We start from the raw sequence: 20,421 nt of genomic DNA, 5'->3' as shown, positions 1-20,421 counted from the left end.
GCAGCGGGATGGTCTGGCATACTCTCGCGAGCAAGTGCTTGCCCAGTTCCCACCCGTTACGCATCGGAGACGACGCCATGAGCCGCGCCACCTGGCGGTCGGCGGGCGCGTACGAGGGCCTGCGGTCGCTCGACGCCCCTGCCTTTGCCTTGCAGTTTGTCAGTCGCAATCGTGATTTCATGCGCGAGCGGGCGACGCTTCAGCGCGCGTTGCGCCGAGGTGCCCTGATGCAGCCGGATGCCGAGGCGTTCGCCCGGCGCTGGGGGTTGCGATTTCGAAAGTGTCCGCACTGCGCTGAACCCGCGTACTGCCTTGTGGAGTGCTGCGGTGCTGCCGGGCGTGATTGCGTTGATGGAAGCGCCGACCGGTCTGGCTGACCCGGATCACCCGCCGTTCACCTCCGTTTTTATCGGATTGCCGGCGGGCCAGGTTGGTGAACTCCTGCTTGAGCGCCCCGGCGTCGTTCTGCGCCTGCATCTGGTGACGTCGGAGATCGAAGCCCTCTCTGTCGTCCTGCCGCTCGACGCCCTGTTCGAGGTGCGCGTCCAGGCCGCGTTGCGGCTCTGGCGCGCGTTGATGGGCCGGCGCTCCGGACCCGATCCCGCGACCTTGTCGCCAGATCGGGTCACTCGGCTGATCCTGGCGCTCCGTACGCTCGATGGGTTGGACGCCAGGGCGACGCAGCATGAGATCGCGTTCGTCCTTTTCGGTCAGAAGGTTTCCTCACGGGACTGGCTCTCGCACGATCTGCATTTCCGCATGAAACGGCTGGTGCGTTTCGCGCGCGTGCTGACAGAAGGAGGATACCGGCGCCTGCTGCTCCATCCGTTCCGGGGACGATAGCGAGAGGGGGCTATTGCCGTGATGGGTCTTCCGGGGTCGCCCTGGCAACAATGGTCAGCGTGCCGTCAGGCAACGGGTTCTGCAAGAGCAGCGCATCGTCGATCGGCGCCGTCATCCAGCGGTCGATCTCCTCCCCGGTGGCCAGGACCACCGGCATGGCCTCGGGATGAATGGCTCCGACTTCGTGGTTCGGCTTTGTCGTAAGAAAGCCGAACAGGTCGTCCGTCGTCTCTCCGTCCTTCGCCTTGCGCACGGACGTCCACCGGCACCAGATGCCGGCAAAGAAAGCGAGCGGACGCGTCTCACCGAACGCGAACCAGGCCGGCGGCCGGGAACCGTCCGGCTGCGGTTCGGGCTCGGCGAAGCTGGTAAAGGGCACGACGCAGCGATGCGCGACATCGAGCCACGGCCGCCAATGCGGCGACTGCGGATTGCGGATGTTGGTCACGCCCCGATCGACCGTCTTACCGGCGAGATAGCGGGGCGGCGTCGGCATCCCCCAGCGCGCCATCATCAGTTCGCGCCCGTCCACCGAATTGCGAACGATCGGCGCCATCATGTTGGGATAGATGCCAGGTAACGGCGGGAGATTGCCGGTGCGGTCGACCATGACCTTTGCGAGGTCGCGGATCGCCTGCTGGTTGGTGGTCATCGAAAACAGATTGCACACGGATCGCTTTCTCTTCCCTCGTCTCGCACGCGATGGCTATGCCCGCGAAGTCCAGCCGACGAAGCTCAGCCAAAGGCCTAACAGCAGTACGATCGCGGCGGCGATCAGCAACAGCGGGGGCGTTTCCACGATCGCGGCCGTCATGGCGGCGCCGAGGCTCGGCACAACCATGAGTGCAGCACCCTTGAGCGTGATGACAATGCCGATCAGAGAAATTGCAATCGCACTCGGGCTCTCCCACCGAAGATGGAGTGCGACGATGGCGAGGCCCGCCATCAGGGTGAACGCGCCGGTGGCCAGCACCAGTGGGCCGTTCTGCATGAAGACCGGCAGCAGCATGGGCAATGTGCCCAGGCGGGCGAACAACGCGACAGCGAGAACGACGAGATAGGGCCCGATGATACGGGCCAGGGTTTGCGTCCGAACCGCGGGAAGATCGTCGGGCATCGGTATCTCCATACATGCGGCAATGGGAGGAACGCATGGAGCGAAGGCAAGGAACACATTATTTTTCGCGAAGTTGCGCCATCCTGACCTGCCCCTGGTGGTCGGGGACTCGGGCGGACGGCGGATCCCGGCTCTGGCGCCGTGCATGACGGCCTGGCTTTGCGCCGCGTTCAAGCCGTCGAGAGGGGGGTGCTCTCAGCGCTGCGGACGTAACTCCCTGTCCTGCAATGGAATCACGATGTCGCCGCCACGATGTCGATCCCGGCCTCTCCGCCTGGGGCGCCACCTGCACGTGCGATGCGGCGTTGACTCTTGGATAGAGTAAGGAACAGATAGGGAACAAACGACCCCGACCGCCGGTTGGGAACCCATCCTGGAAACCGATCGACCATGTCTGCGCCCCTATTCCGTCCCCCGCTGGAGGCGTTGCGGGACCAGATCCGCCGCCTCGAAGGATCGGCCACCCGCCGACGGGCCGTGCTGCCCTTTGGCATCCCTGACATCGATCGCCGCCTGCCGGGTAGCGGCCTGGCGCTCGGCGCCTTGCACGAAGTGGCAGGTGGCGGGAACGATGCCCTCAACAGCGCGGCCGCCGGGCAGTTTGCCGCCGGCATCGCCGCGCGCACCAAGGGCAAGGTGCTGTGGATCGTCACCCGCCAGGATCTGTTCGCCCCAGCCCTGAAACAGGTCGGACTGGACGGGAGCCGGGTGATCTATGTCGAGGCTGGCGTGGACCAGGATGTCCTGGCCTGCTTCGAGGAGGGGCTGCGGCGTGGCGGTCTGGGTGCCGTCGTGGCCGAAGTCGCGCGCCTGTCGATGACCGCCTCCCGCCGGCTGCAACTGGCGGCCGAGACGTCCGGCGCGCTGGGGATCGCCGTCCGCCGCTGGCGCCGGCAGACCGAGGCGGCTGATTTCGGCCAGCCGACCGCCAGTGTCACGCGCTGGCGGATTTCGGTCCTGCCGTCCGAATCCCTGCCGGTGCCCGGCGTCGGACGGGCGCGCTGGCTGCTGGAACTAATTCGGGCGCGGGCGGGAGAATCCGCCGATTTCGAAGTGGAGGCTTGCGATGGCAAGGGTCGTCTCTCTCTTCCTGCCGCTGTGGCCGACGGATCGGATCAGGAAAAGGCTGGGCGCCGACGCACCCGCGCCTGAAGCGCCGCTGGCGCTGGTCGGGCGCGAGGGACGACGTCGTGTCGTGCTTTCGGTCGACCTCGCCGCCCGCAAGGCGGGCGTACGCCCTGGCACACCGGTCGCCAAGGCGCAGGCACTTTATCCCGATCTGATCATCATGGATGCCGACCTGGAGGGCGACCGGACCGGCTTGGAGAAACTGGCGCTGTGGTTCCAGCAGCGGATCGCCCCCCTGGTGGCGGTGGACGTGCCCGACGGTCTGGTGCTGGATACGACCGGCGCCGATCATCTGCATGGCGGCGAGCCGGCCATGCTGGCGGAAATGGTGCGGCGGCTGCGAGACGCCGGCATCACCGCCAAGGCTGTGGTCGCCGACACGCTGGGCGCGGCCCATGCGCTGGCGCGCTATGGCCGCGCGCGCACTCTGGTAGTGCCGGCCGGGGAGACGGCCGCCGCGATCGCGGGCCTGCCGATCGAGGCCCTGCGCCTGCCGGACAATATGATCGAGGGCCTGCGGGCGCTGGGCGTCGCGACCATCGCTCCGCTCGCCGCGATGCCGCGCGCGCCGCTGGCGCTCCGCTTCGGGCCGGACGTCGCCCGCCGGCTGGACCAGGCCTATGGTCGCATCAGTGAGGCCATCCTGCCGGTCCGGCCGGTTGACCCGGTCATGGTCAGCCGGAATTTTGCCGAGCCGATCGGGGCCGCCGAGACGATTGCCCGCTATATCGGCAAGCTGGTTCCGCCGCTCTGTCAGGGACTGGAAGAACGCGGGCAGGGAGCCCGGCGTCTCGACCTGGTGCTGCACCGCGTCGACAGCCGCACCGAGGCGATCCGCATCGCCACCGCGATGCCGGTGCGCGACGCCAAGCGCCTGGTCAGGCTGCTGTGCGAGAAGATCGAAACCATCGATCCCGGTTTCGGCATCGAGCGTATGGTCCTGACCGCCACACTGGCCGAGCCGATCGCGCCGCGCCAGAAAATCTCCTCGCTGATCGCGGAGGAGGAACCGGATGTCTCGGATCTGATCGACACCCTGGCCAATCGTGTGGGCCATCATTCCCTGTATCGCTTCGCTCCGGTGGAGAGCGATGTGCCGGAGCGGTCCTTCTGTCGAGTGCCGGCGCTGGCGCCGGACGACCAGAAGGATTGGCCGGAGCACTGGCCACGTCCGACACGCCTGCTGGCGCGGCCGGAGCCGGTGCAGGCCATGGCGGAACTGCCGGACCAGCCGCCGCTGTTCTTTATCTGGCGTGGAGTGCGGCGGAAGGTGAAATGCGCCGACGGTCCGGAGCGGGTGTTCGGCGAATGGTGGCGGGGGGATGCCGAGCTGACCACGGTGCGCGATTATTTCCGTCTGGAGGACACATCCGGCGAGCGGTTCTGGGTCTATCGCTCGGGTGACGGCGAGCATGGTGAGACTGGCTCGCAAGGCTGGTTTCTGCATGGGATCTTCGGATGACCCGCTACGCCGAATTGCAGGTGACGAGCTATTTCTCGTTTCTGCGCGGGGCGTCATCGCCGCTCGAACTGTTCGAGCAGGCGAAGGCGCTCGGTATCGCGGCGCTGGGTGTCGCCGACCGCAATTCCATGGCCGGCATGGTGCAGGCCCATGTCGCGGCGAAGGCCACCGGCGTCCGGCTGGTCGTCGGCTGTCGCCTAGACCTCGCCGATTTCCGGCCGGTGCTGGTCTATCCGACCGACCGCGCAGCCTACGGCCGCCTGTGCCGGCTGCTCAGCCTGGGCAAGAGCCGTGCCGGCAAGGCCAGATGCCATCTGCTATGGGAAGACCTAGTGGCCTGGGGCGACGGGTTGCTCGCCATCCTGGTCCCCGACGTCGCGGACGAGGCCTGCGCCCTGCATCTGCGCAAGCTGAAGGATGCGTTCCATGACCGCGCCTACATGGCGCTGACCCTGCTGCGCCGGCCCAACGACCAGATGCGGCTCTACGAGTTGGCGAATCTTGCCCATCGGGCACGCGTGCCCACCGTTGTGACCAACGATGTGCTGTTCCACACCCATGACCGGCGCATCCTGCAGGATGTCGTGACCTGCATCCGGCACAACACCACCATCGATGAGGCGGGTTTCGCGCGTGAGCGCCACGCCGATCGCTATCTCAAGCCACCCCAGGAAATGGCGCGCCTGTTCGGCCGCTATCCCGAGGCGGTCGACCGCACGATCGCGATCATGGAGCGCTGTCGCTTCAGCCTCGATGATCTCGCCTATCAATATCCCGATGAAGTTTCTGTGCCGGGCCAGACGCCGCAGCAGGCCCTCGAAGTGCTGACCTGGGAAGGGGCACGGACGTTCTATCCCGAAGGGATTCCCGACGAGGTAACGGCCAGCCTCAATCACGAACTCGCCCTGATCGGGCGTATGAATTACGCACCGTATTTCCTGACTGTGAACAGCATCGTCCGCTATGCGCGCAGCCAGGACATTCTCTGTCAGGGGCGTGGCTCGGCGGCCAATAGCGCGGTCTGCTACGTGCTGGGCATCACCGCCATCGATCCGGCGCGCAATTCGCTGCTGTTCGAACGCTTTGTCAGCGAGGAGCGCGGCGAACCGCCGGATATCGACGTCGATTTCGAACATGCGCGGCGCGAGCGGGTGATTCAATGGGTCTATGGGCATTATGGCCGTGAGCGCGCCGCCCTGACCGCGGTGGTGATCCGCTATCGCGCCAAGGGCGCGTTGAGGGATGTGGGTAAAGTGATGGGCCTGCCGGAGGATCTGATCGGCACCTTGTCCGGTCAGATCTGGGGCTGGTCGAAAAATGCCGATCCGGAGCAGTTCAGGGATACCGGTATCGACCTGTCCGACCGGCGCATCCGGCTGACGCTGGATCTGGCGTGCTGCCTGATTGGTGTCCCGCGCCACCTCTCGCAGCATCCGGGGGGCTTCGTGCTGACCCGTGACCGGCTCGACGAGCTGGTGCCGATCGAGCCCGCCGCGATGGACGATCGTCAGATCATCGAATGGGACAAGGACGATATCGACGTCCTGAAATTCATGAAGGTCGATATCCTGGCACTGGGGATGCTCACCTGCATGAAGAAGGGGCTGGACCTGCTGGCCGAGCACAAGGATCAGTCCTTCGCGCTCGCCACCATCCCGGCCGAGGATCCGCTGACGTATGCCATGATCAGGAAGGCGGACACCATCGGCGTCTTCCAGATCGAATCCCGCGCGCAGATGTCGATGCTGCCGCGCCTGAAGCCGCGCGTGTTCTACGATCTGGTGATCGAGGTCGCCATCGTCCGCCCCGGCCCGATTCAGGGGGATATGGTCCATCCCTATCTGCGCCGGCGTGAGGGCATCGAGCCGGAAGAGTATCCCACCCCGGAACTGGAAAAGGTTCTGAAAAAGACATTGGGCATCCCGCTGTTCCAGGAACAGGCGATGCAGGTGGCCATGGTGTGCGCTGATTTCAGCGCCAGCGAGGCCGATCAATTGCGCCGCGCGATGGCCACCTTCAAGAACACCGGCACCATCGGCAGGTTCCAGACCAAGCTGGTCGAGGGCATGAAGGCGAACGGCTATACGGAGGAATTCGCCGAGCGGATCTTCCAGCAGCTCGAAGGGTTCGGATCCTATGGATTCCCGGAGAGCCATGCGGCTAGTTTCGCGATCCTTGCCTATTCCTCCTCCTGGCTGAAATGCCATCATCCCGACGTGTTCCTCGCAGCACTCCTGAACAGCCAGCCGATGGGCTTCTACGCGCCCGCGCAACTGGTGCGCGACGCGCGCGAGCATGGCGTCGAGATCCGGCCGATCTGCGTCAACGCCTCCCGCTGGGATAGCACGCTCGAAGGGCCGGAAACGGCAGGTGGCCGGCTCGCCGTCCGGCTCGGCATGAGCCTGGTCAAGGGCCTCGCCAATGCTGACGCCGCCCGCATCGTTGCTGCGCGTGGAGCGCGGCCCTTCGCATCGGTGGACGATCTCTGGCGCCGCGCCGGCGTGCCGGTCGCGGCACTCACCCATCTCGCGGAAGCCGATGCTTTCCGGCCGGCGCTCGGCCTCGCCCGGCGCGAGGCACTGTGGGCGATCAAGGCGCTGCGGGACGAGCCTTTGCCGCTGTTCGCGGCGGCGGCGGTTGCCCGCGAGGCCGAGGAGCCGGACGTGCTGCTCCAGCCGATGCGCGCCGGGGCCGAGGTCACGCGCGATTATAACCGGATCGGCCTGACGCTGCGCGATCATCCCGTCGCCTTTCTCCGTGACGATCTGCGCCAGCGGAAATTTTTCTCCTGCCGTGAAGCCCATGAGGCGCGCGATGGCAAGCGGCTGGATGCCGCAGGCCTGGTCCTGGTCCGCCAGCGCCCCGGCTCCGCCGAAGGCGTCGTGTTCCTCACCCTGGAGGATGAAAGCGGCGTCCTCAATGTCATCATCTGGAAGGATATTTTCGAAAAATATCGCCGCGTCGTCCTCGCGGGGCAGATGCTCGGCATCAAGGGGCGGCTCCAGAAAGAAGGCGAGGTCGTGCATCTGGTAGCGCTCGAGATCACCGATCTCTCCACGTTGCTCGCCGATGTCGGCAACCGCGATTTCGATCGAGGCCGTGGAGCTGCCGTGGATCATTCAGTCGAGACACTCTCCGTAAAATCAAGAAACTTTCATTGATTCCGTAGCCGATAGCGGCGAGCCGTCATGGCCATTCTATCCGCTTGTCCAGGACCGATCTCGCCCCCCGGTGAGATCGGTCCTAGTTCCAAAATACCCCGCTCCGCCAGGCTGATCCCCGCTGGCCGCATCTGTCCCGCGGCCCCAGACAGCGATCACGGAGCCACCTTATGTCCGCCAATTACAGCGATCTGCCGCCGCGCTATCTGCGCACGCCCGACGCCTCGCGCTTCGTCGGACTGTCCATTCGTACCCTGGAAAAACACCGAATCTACGGCACCGGCCCGCGCTACTCGAAGCTCGGCGGCCGCGTCGTCTATCGGGTCGATGAACTGCAGGCCTGGGTCGAGAGCGGGGCACGCGCCCATACCTCGGACACCACCGCCGGCACCGTGCCGGCGGCCGCGCGGCGAAGCCCGCTGATCCCGCCGACACCGGCGACCTCACGCGCGAGCCGACGCTGATGCGCCCGCCCGATCGGAGCCAGTCCGAGCGCGCGAAGCTCGCGGTGTTCCGCGCTATCCCCGGCACACTCGCCCCGCGCGACGCGCAGGATCTGATGGCGTTTCCTTTCTTCAGCCTGTCCAAGACAGTGCGGACCGTGCCGATCGATTTCCGGACGCCGGACGTCACCATCCGCGTGGAAGCGACCGGCGAATACGGCATGGCCACGATCTGGGATGCCGACGTGCTGATCTGGGCGGCGAGCCAGATCGTGGAAGCACGGGACGCGGGTCGTTGCACCTCGCGTCTGATGGTGGCGACGCCGCATGAAATCCTGGCTTTCATCGGCCGGGGCGACAGCGCGCGGGATTACGAACGGCTGGAAGCGGCTTTCGACCGGCTGCAATCCACCACGATCAAGACCTCGCTGCGCCACGCCGGTGCGGGACAACTGCACCGGTTTTCTTGGATCAACGAATGGAAGCGGCATACCACGCGGGAAGGCCGCGCCCGCGTGGTCGAGCTGATCCTGCCGGACTGGTTTTACCAGGCCGTGCTCGACGACGCGCTGGTGCTGACCATCGACCCAGCCTATTTCCGGCTGACCGGCGGGATGGAGCGTTGGCTCTATCGGCTTGTCCGCAAGCATGGCGGCCGCCAGCGTTCAGGCTGGAAATTCGATTTCCACGTCCTGCATCTCAAATCCGCCAGCCTGTCGCCATACCGTCGCTTCGCGTTCGAACTCCGCGCCATCGTCCAACGGCAGCCATTGCCCGGATATCGCCTGGCGGTCGAGAGGACCATGGATGGCCGCGAAATCCTGACCTTTTCTCGCGACAAGTTATCCACATCCCCATGTGGACAAACTGTGAGTCCGTCCGTGCTATCGGGAACGCCCGAACCGGCGAAAGCCGTGACTTCGGGAACAGCGAAACCGTGCTTATGTGAACAGAAATCGCCGAATCGTGACATTGAATCAGAGGGTTATGACGCCCTTAACTTAGAATCTAACTTAAAAGACTCTAACTTTAAGGATGTTGGCACCCCGCCCGATCTGTGGATAACCCCCGGAGAGGGGCGGTGATCGTGGCCTTCCTCAACCAGAAGGGCGGCGTCGGCAAGACGACTCTGGCGCTGCATCTCGCGGGTCAATGGGCTCGGGAAGGCCGGCGCGTGACGGTCATCGATGCCGACCCGCAGGGCTCGGCGCTGGACTGGTCGGCGCAGCGGGCGCGGGAGGGACTGCCCCGGCTGTTCGGCGTCATCGGACTGGCACGCGATACACTGCACCACGAGGCGCCGGACTTGGCTCAGGGGGTGGATCACGTCATCATCGACGGCCCTCCGCGCGTGGCGGCGCTGCTGCGCTCGGCCCTGCTAACCGCCGATCTGGTGCTGATCCCGGCCCAACCGTCGCCGTTCGACGGCTGGGCCTCGGCCGAGATGCTGCGGCTGCTGGAAGAGGCGCGCCTCTTCCGTCCCGGCCTTCTCGCCCGTTTCGTGCTGAATCGTTGCGCCGCGCGCACGGTCATCGCCCGCGAAACCCGGCTGGCGCTCGCCGGGCATGAGCCGGCGGCACTCGCCGCGCGGATCGGCCAGCGGGTCGCTTTCGCCGATGCCGCACGTTCCGGCCGTCTGGTCTGTGACCTGCGCCCGCAGGGGATTGCCGCCCGCGAAATCGCCGCCCTGACGGCTGAGATCGGGGGGCTGGTGTCATGACCCTCCTGACCGGCGACAGCGCACTCCTGATGCCCTGGCACGGCCCCTACGACATGATCCTGGCCGACCCGCCCTATGGCGATACGTCGCTCGCATGGGACCGGCGCATAGCGGATTGGCCTGGCAAGGCGCTCGCCGCCCTGAAACCCAGCGGCTCGCTCTGGGTCTTCGGCTCCCTGCGGAGTTTCCTTGCCTCCAACGCGGCATTTCGGAACGCAGGCTGGAAATATGCCCAGGAACTGGTCTGGGAGAAGCAGAACGGTTCCAGCTTCCATGCCGATCGGTTCCGGCGCGTGCATGAACTGATCGTCCAGTTCTATCGCGACGATACGCCCTGGCGCGCCGTCTACAACGTGGTTCCGACCACGCCCGACGCGCGGGCACGCACGGTACGACGGAAACGCCGGCCGCCCCACATGGGCCAGATCGACGCCGGCCATTACGTCAGCGAGGACGGTGGCCCGCGCCTGATGCGCTCCGTGATTCCGGTCCGCAATACCCATGGCCGCGCCATCCACCCGACCGAGAAGCCGGTGGCGTTGCTGGAGATCCTGATCCGCACGAGCTGCCCGCCGGGTGGCCTGGTGGGCGACTGGTTTGCCGGCTCTGGTGCCTTAGGCGTCGCCTGCCGGCTGACCGGCCGGCGTTATGTCGGCTGCGAGATCGATCCTGTCATGGCGCAGAAGGCGCGCGATCGCATCGCGTCCGTGCTGCCGCTCGGCGAAGGAATTGCGCCATGACGAAGCGTCGCACGCTGCCCAGCTTCGCGTCGCGCCCCGCCGACCCGGAGCGCTGGGTCAAGGCACCGGACAAGCCTGGGACCACCCACCGCTTTACCGCCCGACTGACCATCGACGTCACGCCGGCGCTGCGCGCCCGGCTCAAGGTCGCGGCGTTCCAGCGCGGCATGACCGTCGCCGACATGCTGCGCGCGCTGCTGGCCCGCGAGTTCCCCGATATCTCTGGAGATGTGCCATGACCGAGACCCTCGCTCATGTCGAACTGACCTGGATCGAGAAGCGTATCGAGCACTGGATCCGCTTCGGCTCTGTCGCCCATGAGCAGATTCTCGATCGTCGGCGACGGATACTGAGCTTTCCGCCGGACGCCGTGTTCGCGTTCCTGCGCTGGGCAGCGAACGATTTCGGCACGGTGATGTCCTGCATCGATATCGTGCGCGTCACTGCTCCCGGTGAGCCCTATCAGACAGTGCCGTTCGTGCGTCCCGGCGGCGAGAGCCTGCTGCGCCAGAGCGGTTGGCCGAAGGTCCGGCTGGTGCTGGAAGCGATCGATCGTATCGAAGCCATCGGCATCGACCCCGTCGATGTCGCGCCCGACCATTGGCGGCATCTGCATAATCGGATGCTCTCCGGGCAGGCGGCACGCCCCTACACACGCGACCGCCATCATGCCTGGCTGCGCCGGAGGGCGGTGTCATGATGCGCCTTGGCTGGTTTTTCACCACCTATTTCGCAATACTCGGTGCTGGCGCGTCAGTGGTGATCCATCCGGCGCCCCGGCTGATCTGGAACGCCACCGCCAGCACGCCGGTCGGGCTGTATCGCCTGCAATCGGCGCGCTCATTGCATGTCGGCGACGTGATCGTGATCCGACCACCGGCAGACATTGCCACGATGCTGGCGCGCGGCGGCTATCTGCCGCTCGGTGTGCCGCTGCTCAAGCCGGTCGCGGCACTGCCGGGACAACTGGTCTGCCGCATCGGCGTCGTCGTGTCGGTTGACGGCAAGCCGCTCGGCGATGCGTTGGCTCGCGATCATCGCGGCCGTCCGTTGCCGGTCTGGCAGGGCTGTCGGCGCGTCCTGCCCGGCAAGATCTTCGTCATGAATCCGGCGGTCCCAACCAGTCTCGACGGTCGCTATTTCGGCGTCCTGCCGGTCGCTGCGGTGCTCGGCCGCGCGCAGCCGCTGTGGCTCGCGCCATCACCGATTCCTCCCAATCCCAAGCAGAAACGAGGCTGACATGGCCCAGATCGGAACTTTCACGCGCACTTCTGACGGCTTCGCCGGTCGCCTGCGCACGCTCGCCCTGGACGTCGAACTGACGATCGTGCCGACGACATCGTCGGACGCCGAGCATGCACCCGACTATCGCGTCCATCTCGGTGACGCCGATGCCGGACCGGAGATCGGCGCGGCCTGGAAACGCACCAGTGAGAAGGCGGGCACCTACCTCTCGCTGGTCCTTGACGACCCCATGCTGGCGCAGCCGATCCGGGCCAATCTGTTCCAGTCCGACCGTCAGGGGCGTGCCTTTCATCTGGTCTGGAGCCGCCCGGTGAAGCGCGATGACCGGCGGTAGAAAGGTTCGCGATCTTGTCGCGAACGCGCTGCTTGCAGTGTTGGTTTCCGTGTCACCCGTTCGCATGGCGCAGGCTGATCCATACGCCGATATGATCGCGGAAGCCGCCACGCGCGCGCAGATTCCGGCCTCATGGATTGCTGCCGTCCTGCACGCGGAGAGCAGGGGCGATGCGCATGCCGTGTCATCGGCGGGTGCGATGGGGCTCATGCAGGTGATGCCCGGCACATGGTCTAGCCTGCGCACGTCGCTCGGCCTTGGCGACGATCCATTCGACCCGCACGACAACATTCTGGCCGGTGCGACCTATCTGCGCTGGATGCGGGACCGCTATGGCGAGGCCGGGTTTCTGGCCGCCTATAATGCCGGTCCCGCGCGCTATGACGAACATCTCGCGACCGGTCGGCCGTTGCCAGCCGAGACGCGGAATTACGTCGCATCGGTCGGCGCGCGGCTCGCTCTTCCGCTTGCCGATGACATCGCGGTCGGCGCTCTGGCTGCACCATCATGGCAGGACTCTTCCCTCTTTCCGGCGTCATTCCTGCGCACAGAAAATGCCCCTCGGCATGGCGAGAGCGCGCACGATCCGGTGCATGCCGACGACGCTCGCCCGACAGACTGGACGGCACTCGCACCGGAGTCGGTCGGGCTGTTCATCGCGTCAGGGCATGAGGAGGCGCGCCGATGATCCCCGTTCCGGTCCATCGGGCGCTGGCGGGCTATGGGTGCCTTGGGGATGGGGTGCTGGGGGAGAACAGGCAACGGAGGGCAGGACGGCAAGGTAAAAGCAGCGCCCATTCGGGGCTGCATGTGGTTGGTTTGATTGGGGAATTTGTTCTCTCACCCCGCACCGCCTGCGGCTGTCCGGGCATTTTCCATAATGTTTTCAATGATCCGGGCGCCGTCAGGCGCACATCGAAGCGGAGAGCGGGCCATGCCGACGTGCGATGACAGTCTGAACGTCCGGCCCGGACGCATCCAGCATGGCAATCAGGGCGCACGACCGAAATCCTTCGTCGGGGAGGTCATGCGTGCCGCGAAGAGGGCCGGTCACACCGGCACCCGGTTCGGCGCGAAGGGGAGGGGACGCGGTGGCAGTTCCCGTTTCGGGCGCGGCCGACGCGCGGCCCTGTCCATGCGGCTGCGCAGCAATGCCCGTCGGGTCGTGGTCAAGGCGCGCGTCGTCCGTCAGCAGGGCACCCGGTTTCGTTCGGCGCCGCTCGCCCGCCACATCGCCTATCTCAGGCGCGAGGGCGTGACCCGCGACGGCGCCAGGGCCCATCTGTTCGATGCTGGCTCCGACGAAGCGGACAGCAAGGCCTTCGCGGAACGCTGCGAAGATGACCGCCACCATTTCCGCTTCATCGTCTCGCCCGAGGACGCGGCGCGGATGGAGGACCTGCGGGGTTTCGCGCGCGAACTGATGCAGGACATGGAGCGTGATCTCGGCACCAAACTGGACTGGGTCGGGGTGGATCACTGGAACACGGATAATCCGCATGTCCACATCCTGGTGCGCGGGGTGGCCGATGACGGCAAGGATCTGGTGATCAGCCGCGCCTATATCAGCCAGGGCCTGCGCGACCGCGCCGCCGAGCGGGTAACGCTGGAGCTGGGTCCGCGCAGCGAGCAGGAAATCCGCACCGCCCTGGAGACCGAGATCGGCGCCGACCGCTGGACCAGCCTCGATCGGGCGCTGCAGGATCTCAGCGACGAGGGCGGCGGCATCGTCGATCTGCGGCCCGGCGCGGGTGCCGAAGACCCGGAACTGCGGCGCCTGCTGGTGGGCCGGGCGACCAAGCTGGAAGGGCTCGGCCTGGCCGAGCGCGTTGGCGTGGCGCGCTGGATTCTCAAGCCGGGGCTGGAGGCGACGCTGCGCGATCTCTCCATCCGGGGCGACATCATCAAGACCATGCACCGCGCCATGTCCGGCGGCGGGGCGGAACCCGATGTCGCGGGTTTCGCGATCCATGGCGAGACGCTGGCCGATCCCATCATTGGCCGGCTGGTCGAGCGCGGGCTGGATGACGAACTGAAGGGCTCGGGCTACGTGGTGATCGCCGGCACCGACGGGCGGACGCATCATGTCCGCTTCCCCGATCTGGACCTGACCGGCGATGCCAGGACCGGCGCGATCGTCGAGACCCGGAACTGGGAGGACGCTAAAGGCACGCAGCGCCTGTCGCTGGCGACGCGCTCGGACTTTACACTGGCTGAGCAGGTGACGGCGCACGGTGCAACCTGGCTCGATCGCCAGTTGCTCGCCAAGGATCCCGCGCTGGCCAATGGGGGCTTCGGCACAGAGGTCCGGGAGGCGATGGCGCGACGGATCGATCATCTCGCCTCTGAGGGGCTGGCCCGGCGGCAGGTCGAGCGCGTGGTGTTCGCACCTGACCTGATCGGCACCCTGCGTCAGCGCGATCTCGATCAGGCGGCGGCCCGGCTTGCGGCGCGGACCGGGCTGGAACACCGGCCCGCGAAGGAAGGCGAGATCGTCTCGGGGGTCTATCGCCAGCGGGTGGCCCTGTCCTCGGGGCGGTTCGCCATGGTCGATGACGGTCTGGGTTTCCAGCTCGTGCCGTGGCGGCCGGCCCTGGAGCAGAAGCTTGGACGGCAGGTTTCCGGCACCATGTCGCCGGGTGGCAACGTCGACTGGAATTTTGGGCGGAAGCGCGGGCTCGGGATTTGATGTCGGGTGGCCCGTCTGCGGATTTTCGGCTGACAAAGCGGATGCTTCAAAAGTATGATAAAGTATGCTCGCTTGGGAGGAGCCGCCTTATGTCCACAATCGAACGTATGACCATCACCGTGCCGTCCGAGATGGCGGCGACCCTGCGCCAGTCCGTCGATGGCGGCGAGTATGCCTCGACCAGCGAGGTGGTGCGCGAGGCATTGCGCGAATGGATGCGCCGGCGCGATACCGACCGTCGTGATCTCGATGCCCTGCGGGAGGCGATCCGGCTTGGCGATGAGAGCGGGTCGAGCATCCCGGCCGAAACCGTCTTCGCCGAATTGCGGGATGCGATTGCCCGTCGCCGCGCACTGGGATGAAACGGCTCGGCTTCGCTCCGGCCGCGTGTGCCGACCTTCTGGAGATCGCGCTCTATATCGCCGAGGACAATCCCGAACGGGCCATGAGCTTTGTTGCCGAACTGGAAGCGAAGGCAGCTACTGCGGCGCAGCATCCGGGGAGCTTTCCGGCGCGCGATGAAATCAGTCCCGGATTGAGGGTTGTTGTTCACGGCCGCTACCTGCTGTTCTTCCGTGAACTGGTCGACGAGGTACGTATCGTCCGTGTGCTTCATGGCGCACGGGATCTGCCGCAGGTGTTCGCCTCATAAAGTCAGCGGTTTCCCGTGGGATCGTGCGCAGCGGCCGTCAATGACAATGAACTTCGACGCCCTCACGACGATCAGAACGTGGATGCGATCATCAGGCGGAGGCATCTTTACCGTACCGGGTTCTTCACCACATGCGACGACAAGGCGATCGGAGTTTCTCAGCATGACAGGGCAAAATAAGGTGCCATCGACCTGTTATCCGACCGTTCGTCAAGACGAGCGCGCGCTTGTCGAGTTGCTGGAACAGGGCGAGCGAAGTGGCGTCAGCTCTCGCACGATTCTCGATATTCTTGCCGCCGTAAAGGTCGGCGGGAAACCGTCCGTTTATTATCCGCTCCCGTCCGGCGGCGCGAAGCGTTGTAATTAGACCTTGAACGCCGGAGAAACGAGCCGTTTGGTCGGTTCCTGTCATGAACCAGACCAAAATCCTCTGGGGTTCGGTGTTTGCTGTCAGCACCGTGATCCTCGCCTTCACCTGGGCCGCGACGCAGTGGACCGCCTGGCGGCTCGCCTTCCAACCGCAGCTCGGCGCCCCGTGGTTCATGGTTATCGGCTGGCCGGTCTATTACCCGCCGGAGTTCTTCTGGTGGTGGTTCGCCTACGATGCCTACGCCCCGGACATCTTCACCACCGGCGGTTATATCGCGGCATCGGGCGGCATTGCTGCTGTCATCGTCGCGATCACGATGTCCGTCTGGCGTGCCCGCGAGAAGAAGCGTGCCACCACCTATGGTTCGGCGCATTGGGCCGACCCGCGCGAGATCCGTCGCGCTGGATTGCTTGCGCCCGATGGCGTGGTGCTGGGCCGCTCGGGCGATGCCTATCTCCGCCATGACGGGCCGGAGCATGTGCTGTGCTTTGCACCGACCCGCTCGGGCAAGGGCGTCGGCCTGGTGGTGCCGACGCTGCTGACCTGGCCGGGCGCTGCCATCGTCCATGACATCAAGGGCGAGAACTGGACGCTGACGGCAGGCTGGCGCGCCCGCTTTGGTCGGGTGCTGCTGTTCGATCCGACCAATCTTGCCAGTGCCGCCTACAACCCGCTGCTGGAGGTCCGGCGCGGTGAACGTGAGGTCCGCGACGTGCAGAACATCGCCGACGTGCTGGTCGATCCCGAGGGCGCCCTGGAGAAGCGGAACCACTGGGAAAAGACCAGCCACGCCCTGCTGGTCGGTACCATCCTGCATGTCCTCTACGCCGAGGAGGACAAGACCCTGGCCGGTGTCGCCAATTTCCTTTCCGACCCCAAGCGGGCGATCGAGACCACGCTGCGCGCCATGATGACCACGCCCCATCTCGGCAAAAAGGGCGTGCATCCGGTGGTCGCCAGTTCGGCGCGGGAACTGCTGAACAAGAGCGACAATGAGCGCTCGGGTGTGCTCTCCACCGCCATGTCGTTCCTCGGCCTCTATCGCGATCCGGTGGTAGCCCATGTGACCCGGCGCTGTGACTGGCGGATCCGCGATCTTGTCGCCGGCACCCATCCGGCGACGCTCTATCTGGTGGTGCCGCCCTCGGACATTAGCCGCACCAAACCGCTGGTCCGTCTGGTGCTGAATCAGATCGGCCGCCGGCTGACCGAGGAACTGGAGGCGAAGCGGCGCCATCGCCTGCTGCTGATGCTCGATGAATTCCCGGCGCTGGGGCGGCTGGATTTCTTCGAGAGCGCCCTGGCCTTCATGGCGGGCTATGGGATCAAGAGCTTCCTGATCGGCCAGAGCCTGAACCAGATCGAGAAGGCCTATGGCCAGAACAATTCGATCCTTGATAACTGTCATGTCCGGGTCAGTTTTGCGACCAACGATGAACGGACCGCCAAACGCGTTTCCGACGCGCTCGGCACCGCGACCGAGATCCGGGATGCGAAGAACTATGCCGGGCACCGACTGTCGCCGTGGCTCGGGCATCTGATGGTGACGCGGCACGAAACTGCCCGGCCGCTGTTGACGCCCGGCGAGATCATGCAGCTTCCCCCCGACGAGGAACTGGTGCTGGTCTCGGGCTGCCCGCCGATCCGGGCGCGCAAGGCGCGGTATTTCGAAGACGCCGAACTGGCCGCGCGCGTCCTCCCGCCACCCAGGTTCGAGCCACCGCCGATCCCGGAAGGAACGCCGCCCATCGGACCGCAGCCGCCGGGGGACTGGGCCGATGTGGTGCAGCCGACGACGCCGGGCAACGGAGACGACGACCCAGCCAATGCCGGCATCCGCCGGGAGCCGGAATTGCCGGAACAGGAAGAGGTGGTGCAGGCGCCGAGAAAGCCGGTGCATGAGTTCGACCCGCCCGAGGCTGAGGCTGAGGACGATGCGACGCGAGCACAGACCCTGCGGCGCGGAGAGCGGGCTCTCGCGCGGCAGGTGTCGCTCGATCCCGGCGATCAGATGGGACTATGAGTGCCATGCGGATCAAACACACAATCCGCCTGCCGGCCGAACTCAGCGTCAGGCTTGCCGATTACGCCGTCCGCAAGAAGGTGCCGCAGGCGCTGATCGTGGAGACGGCGCTGGCATCGTTCCTGTCACCGGACGGGCCGGAACGGCTGGAGGCGGCGCTCGCCCGGCGGCTCGACCGGATGACGCGGCAGTTGGAGCGCATGGAGCGACGGGTCACGATTTCGAACGAATCTCTGGCCGTTTTCGTCCGGTTCTGGCTGACCAGCACGCCGCCGTTGCCGGAGGCGGCCCTTGCTGCGGCGCAGAGCAAGGGACGGGAGCGGTATGACGGGTTTATCGAGGCAGTCGGGCGTCGGCTCGCCAGAGGGAAAACACTGGACGACGAGGTGAGGCTGGACGTGGGGCTAGGTGAGCAGGGGCAGGATGCTCCTGACCCGAAAGGCAATGTTGTAACGTGATGTCTGGGTTTGGGGGGCGAGCGGAAGGTCCGGTTACCGAGTGAACCGCCTAAATACCTGACATAAATTGTCCAGGCGCTTCATAGAATGGTACGCTGCTGCCATTAGATATAAGGAAACTATCAGCCCCCTCTTTGCTACAATTGACCATGCCGGCCGCGGCAGACCAAATCAATTCCTAACAAGCTCTAAAATCTGGCTGCTTTCGAAAAATGAATGAAAGCAGCCATTTTAGGTCACGAATTTAATACGTACCCATTACAGAATATGTGACGATTGTTTAAGGCTTGTTTTTCCATCTTTTCACCGCAAGCTTTGCCAATTCCACCTGTCTTTTCTCAATTTCTTGGCTTCCCCAGCTTTTAAAATTACTAATTTCCTTTGTTAGATCAAAAGATGACTGAGAAAAATGAGATTTCTTATCATCAAATGAGGAGTTCCCTATAATAGAATTCGTTTTTGCTTCCATCAAAGCAAGGTTTCCAATCATATTAACGCATTTACTAGCCAAATTTTGTGATATACTCCAACTTGAATCAGGATTATGCGGTAAAATATGTTCAAGATTCACTTCAAGTGTATCAGGGTTTACGATTTTTTGTGCATTTTTCGTTTTCTCCAACTCTAATTCAGACAGATACCAGCGAGCCAACTGAGTTTTAGAGACCTTGGCACTTTCGAAGTCCTTTTGGAACTGAATGTCGGTTGGTAAGATATTAAATGAATTAAAAAGATCAGTAGCATTTTTTATTTTTTTATCTGATACGTCTTTAGCTCTTTGGGCATAATTATCCTCAAGAACACCACTCCCTCCTGCGCCACATATTAAAAATCTAACGCTCCAAGATGCAATCATAGGTATGGTTTTATTGACTTCCTGAACGCTAAAATTCGAAAATACAGAAAGCAATAAAGGACGAACTTGAGTTATGTTTGCCATATCAAACAACATCAAGGATTTTCGAACCTTATCAGAATAGTCCTTCCATACAGAGGATGAAAAAATCGAAAATGAAGAATAAATATTTGCTGATACAATAATATTATCCATATAATCTGAAACTGTTTTTTCGTCATATACAGATTTTTTTATACTATCATACAAGTTTTTCTCTCTAACAAGACCATTTCGGGAAATCCAATCGTGCCTAATGAAATTTCTTATATCGCCCTCCCCATTTGTGTTAGATATTAATGTAGTCATTTCTTTCCACTTGGACTGGCACGATAAAAGCCCCTCTTTTCCAGCCATACTAAATACGTAATTTTTCAATAAATCAGCGACGGTTAAATCAAGCCCACGATCATTCAATACTTCAAAAATAACATATGCATTAGACTCACTTCCAACATCTAAATAAACCAATACCACCTTTTTTTCAATAAAATCTATTAGGTCGAATAGATCAAGATCTGGGTTTTTTGATATTGCTGTCACACTATTGATAGTATCACGAGCTTCTCTTATTGCAGAAAAAAGCCTTTTTTGTGTGTCCGTTAAGTTTCTTGGAGACCTCCTTCCAATAGTAGGAACACCAACCACATACTCATTATAAAACGATTGATCATCTGGCAATATTAATACACGAGGACTTGGGTTCATCGTCCTCAAATCTGCATTTGATATATAATCCGCTGTAAGTTTGTTTGCCCTAGCATCATCTCCTTTATTTTTAAAATAATTTCTTATGGATGATATAAATATAGATGTAGTTACAATTCTTTGCTGTCCGTCAATAATACTTTTTATACTATCATCTGCATTTGTTAGAACAACTGTACCAAGAAAATATTGATCGTGCTTTTTTTGTTTTGCGTCAATTATATCTTTAAAAAGCTCCTTTACATGCTCAATTTCCCACGTGTAGGGACGTTGGTATGTTGGAACTGCGAGACGCTGTTGTTTAAGTAGTGCGCCAATGCCAATCAATCTTGAATCAATAGGTTCTAAAGCCATGTTTCTTGCCATCCATATGTCTCGTCATCGACGATCGTAAGCCGATGCTCAGCGATGGTAAATATCGCATCCAGAACAT

Annotated in this window: 23 protein-coding genes; 20 read left to right on the top strand and 3 right to left on the bottom strand. The window is 63.0% G+C overall.

Going from position 1 to position 20,421, the window contains the following annotated elements; translation table 11 throughout:
* Nucleotides 1-8 precede the first annotated feature (8 nt).
* Both ABF821_RS03100 and ABF821_RS03095 read left to right on the top strand, forming a co-directional pair.
* Entirely contained in the window at nucleotides 9-377 is a 369-nt protein-coding gene (locus ABF821_RS03100; RefSeq protein ID WP_415528995.1) for a transcriptional regulator domain-containing protein, read from the top strand.
* Nucleotides 295-843: a DUF2285 domain-containing protein gene (locus tag ABF821_RS03095; RefSeq protein WP_415528994.1), complete on the top strand. Its 549-nt coding sequence runs from the start codon at nucleotides 295-297 to the stop codon at nucleotides 841-843. The genes ABF821_RS03100 and ABF821_RS03095 overlap by 83 nt, the downstream gene beginning before the upstream one ends.
* 10 nt (nucleotides 844-853) lie before the next feature.
* Here the strand turns inward: ABF821_RS03095 and ABF821_RS03090 are convergent, their stop codons facing one another.
* Both ABF821_RS03090 and ABF821_RS03085 read right to left on the bottom strand, forming a co-directional pair.
* Nucleotides 854-1,513 carry an SOS response-associated peptidase gene (locus ABF821_RS03090; protein ID WP_012222344.1) on the bottom strand — a complete coding sequence of 220 codons (660 nt, stop codon included), beginning with the start codon at nucleotides 1,511-1,513 and terminating at the stop codon, nucleotides 854-856.
* 36 nt (nucleotides 1,514-1,549) lie between these two features.
* The gene (locus tag ABF821_RS03085) at nucleotides 1,550-1,960 is read right to left on the bottom strand and encodes a hypothetical protein (RefSeq protein ID WP_012222345.1); all 411 of its coding nucleotides are present in this window, start codon (nucleotides 1,958-1,960) and stop codon (nucleotides 1,550-1,552) included.
* Between the two features lie 390 nt (nucleotides 1,961-2,350).
* On the opposite strand from ABF821_RS03085, the gene ABF821_RS03080 reads away from it, so the two are divergent.
* The 18 genes from ABF821_RS03080 (at nucleotide 2,351) to ABF821_RS02995 (ending at nucleotide 18,385) form a co-directional block, all read left to right on the top strand.
* Nucleotides 2,351-3,112, top strand: a complete 762-nt coding sequence (locus ABF821_RS03080; RefSeq protein ID WP_182974278.1) for an ImuA family protein — start codon at nucleotides 2,351-2,353, stop codon at nucleotides 3,110-3,112.
* On the top strand, nucleotides 3,027-4,550 hold the full coding sequence (locus ABF821_RS03075) for a Y-family DNA polymerase (protein WP_246402133.1): 1,524 nt from the start codon (nucleotides 3,027-3,029) through the stop codon (nucleotides 4,548-4,550). The genes ABF821_RS03080 and ABF821_RS03075 overlap by 86 nt, the downstream gene beginning before the upstream one ends.
* Nucleotides 4,547-7,711, top strand: a complete 3,165-nt coding sequence (locus ABF821_RS03070) for an error-prone DNA polymerase (protein WP_182974279.1) — start codon at nucleotides 4,547-4,549, stop codon at nucleotides 7,709-7,711. The genes ABF821_RS03075 and ABF821_RS03070 overlap by 4 nt, the downstream gene beginning before the upstream one ends.
* 170 nt (nucleotides 7,712-7,881) lie before the next feature.
* Complete coding sequence (locus tag ABF821_RS03065; RefSeq protein WP_182974280.1) at nucleotides 7,882-8,175, top strand: helix-turn-helix transcriptional regulator; 294 nt, start codon at nucleotides 7,882-7,884, stop codon at nucleotides 8,173-8,175.
* On the top strand, nucleotides 8,175-9,239 hold the full coding sequence (locus ABF821_RS03060; protein WP_415528990.1) for a replication initiator protein A: 1,065 nt from the start codon (nucleotides 8,175-8,177) through the stop codon (nucleotides 9,237-9,239). Before ABF821_RS03065 ends, ABF821_RS03060 begins: the two co-directional genes overlap by 1 nt.
* Nucleotides 9,236-9,874 carry a ParA family partition ATPase gene (parA, locus tag ABF821_RS03055; protein ID WP_182974282.1) on the top strand — a complete coding sequence of 213 codons (639 nt, stop codon included), beginning with the start codon at nucleotides 9,236-9,238 and terminating at the stop codon, nucleotides 9,872-9,874. Before ABF821_RS03060 ends, parA begins: the two co-directional genes overlap by 4 nt.
* The gene (locus ABF821_RS03050; protein WP_182974283.1) at nucleotides 9,871-10,614 is read left to right on the top strand and encodes a DNA-methyltransferase; all 744 of its coding nucleotides are present in this window, start codon (nucleotides 9,871-9,873) and stop codon (nucleotides 10,612-10,614) included. The genes parA and ABF821_RS03050 overlap by 4 nt, the downstream gene beginning before the upstream one ends.
* Nucleotides 10,611-10,853, top strand: a complete 243-nt coding sequence (locus ABF821_RS03045) for a hypothetical protein (protein ID WP_182974284.1) — start codon at nucleotides 10,611-10,613, stop codon at nucleotides 10,851-10,853. The genes ABF821_RS03050 and ABF821_RS03045 overlap by 4 nt, the downstream gene beginning before the upstream one ends.
* The gene (locus ABF821_RS03040; RefSeq protein ID WP_182974285.1) at nucleotides 10,850-11,314 is read left to right on the top strand and encodes a DUF2840 domain-containing protein; all 465 of its coding nucleotides are present in this window, start codon (nucleotides 10,850-10,852) and stop codon (nucleotides 11,312-11,314) included. The genes ABF821_RS03045 and ABF821_RS03040 overlap by 4 nt, the downstream gene beginning before the upstream one ends.
* Nucleotides 11,311-11,853: a S26 family signal peptidase gene (locus ABF821_RS03035; RefSeq protein ID WP_182974286.1), complete on the top strand. Its 543-nt coding sequence runs from the start codon at nucleotides 11,311-11,313 to the stop codon at nucleotides 11,851-11,853. The genes ABF821_RS03040 and ABF821_RS03035 overlap by 4 nt, the downstream gene beginning before the upstream one ends.
* Before the next feature lies 1 nt (nucleotide 11,854).
* The gene (locus ABF821_RS03030) at nucleotides 11,855-12,193 is read left to right on the top strand and encodes a DUF736 domain-containing protein (RefSeq protein ID WP_182974287.1); all 339 of its coding nucleotides are present in this window, start codon (nucleotides 11,855-11,857) and stop codon (nucleotides 12,191-12,193) included.
* A complete protein-coding gene (locus ABF821_RS03025; protein ID WP_182974288.1) occupies nucleotides 12,180-12,881 on the top strand; it encodes a lytic transglycosylase domain-containing protein in 702 nt (233 codons plus the stop codon). Before ABF821_RS03030 ends, ABF821_RS03025 begins: the two co-directional genes overlap by 14 nt.
* A 246-nt stretch (nucleotides 12,882-13,127) precedes the next feature.
* Entirely contained in the window at nucleotides 13,128-14,882 is a 1,755-nt protein-coding gene (locus ABF821_RS03020; RefSeq protein ID WP_182974289.1) for a relaxase/mobilization nuclease domain-containing protein, read from the top strand.
* Between the two features lie 89 nt (nucleotides 14,883-14,971).
* Nucleotides 14,972-15,244, top strand: a complete 273-nt coding sequence (locus ABF821_RS03015) for a type II toxin-antitoxin system ParD family antitoxin (RefSeq protein ID WP_182974290.1) — start codon at nucleotides 14,972-14,974, stop codon at nucleotides 15,242-15,244.
* The gene (locus ABF821_RS03010; RefSeq protein ID WP_182974291.1) at nucleotides 15,241-15,534 is read left to right on the top strand and encodes a type II toxin-antitoxin system RelE/ParE family toxin; all 294 of its coding nucleotides are present in this window, start codon (nucleotides 15,241-15,243) and stop codon (nucleotides 15,532-15,534) included. Before ABF821_RS03015 ends, ABF821_RS03010 begins: the two co-directional genes overlap by 4 nt.
* Nucleotides 15,535-15,697: 163 nt before the next feature.
* Nucleotides 15,698-15,901 carry a hypothetical protein gene (locus ABF821_RS03005; protein WP_182974292.1) on the top strand — a complete coding sequence of 68 codons (204 nt, stop codon included), beginning with the start codon at nucleotides 15,698-15,700 and terminating at the stop codon, nucleotides 15,899-15,901.
* Between the two features lie 43 nt (nucleotides 15,902-15,944).
* Entirely contained in the window at nucleotides 15,945-17,927 is a 1,983-nt protein-coding gene (locus ABF821_RS03000; protein ID WP_182974293.1) for a conjugal transfer protein TraG, read from the top strand.
* Between the two features lie 5 nt (nucleotides 17,928-17,932).
* The gene (locus ABF821_RS02995) at nucleotides 17,933-18,385 is read left to right on the top strand and encodes a CopG family transcriptional regulator (protein WP_182974294.1); all 453 of its coding nucleotides are present in this window, start codon (nucleotides 17,933-17,935) and stop codon (nucleotides 18,383-18,385) included.
* A 280-nt stretch (nucleotides 18,386-18,665) separates the two neighbouring features.
* Here ABF821_RS02995 and ABF821_RS02990 read toward each other — a convergent pair whose 3' ends face one another.
* On the bottom strand, nucleotides 18,666-20,342 hold the full coding sequence (locus ABF821_RS02990) for a DUF262 domain-containing protein (RefSeq protein WP_182974295.1): 1,677 nt from the start codon (nucleotides 20,340-20,342) through the stop codon (nucleotides 18,666-18,668).
* Nucleotides 20,343-20,421: the final 79 nt, after the last annotated feature.

The organism is Gluconacetobacter sp. (assembly GCF_047721585.1).
Lineage (GTDB): Bacteria > Pseudomonadota > Alphaproteobacteria > Acetobacterales > Acetobacteraceae > Gluconacetobacter > Gluconacetobacter dulcium.
Note: the sequence above shows the minus strand (reverse complement) of the source record. Positions and strands in the feature narration are given on the sequence as shown.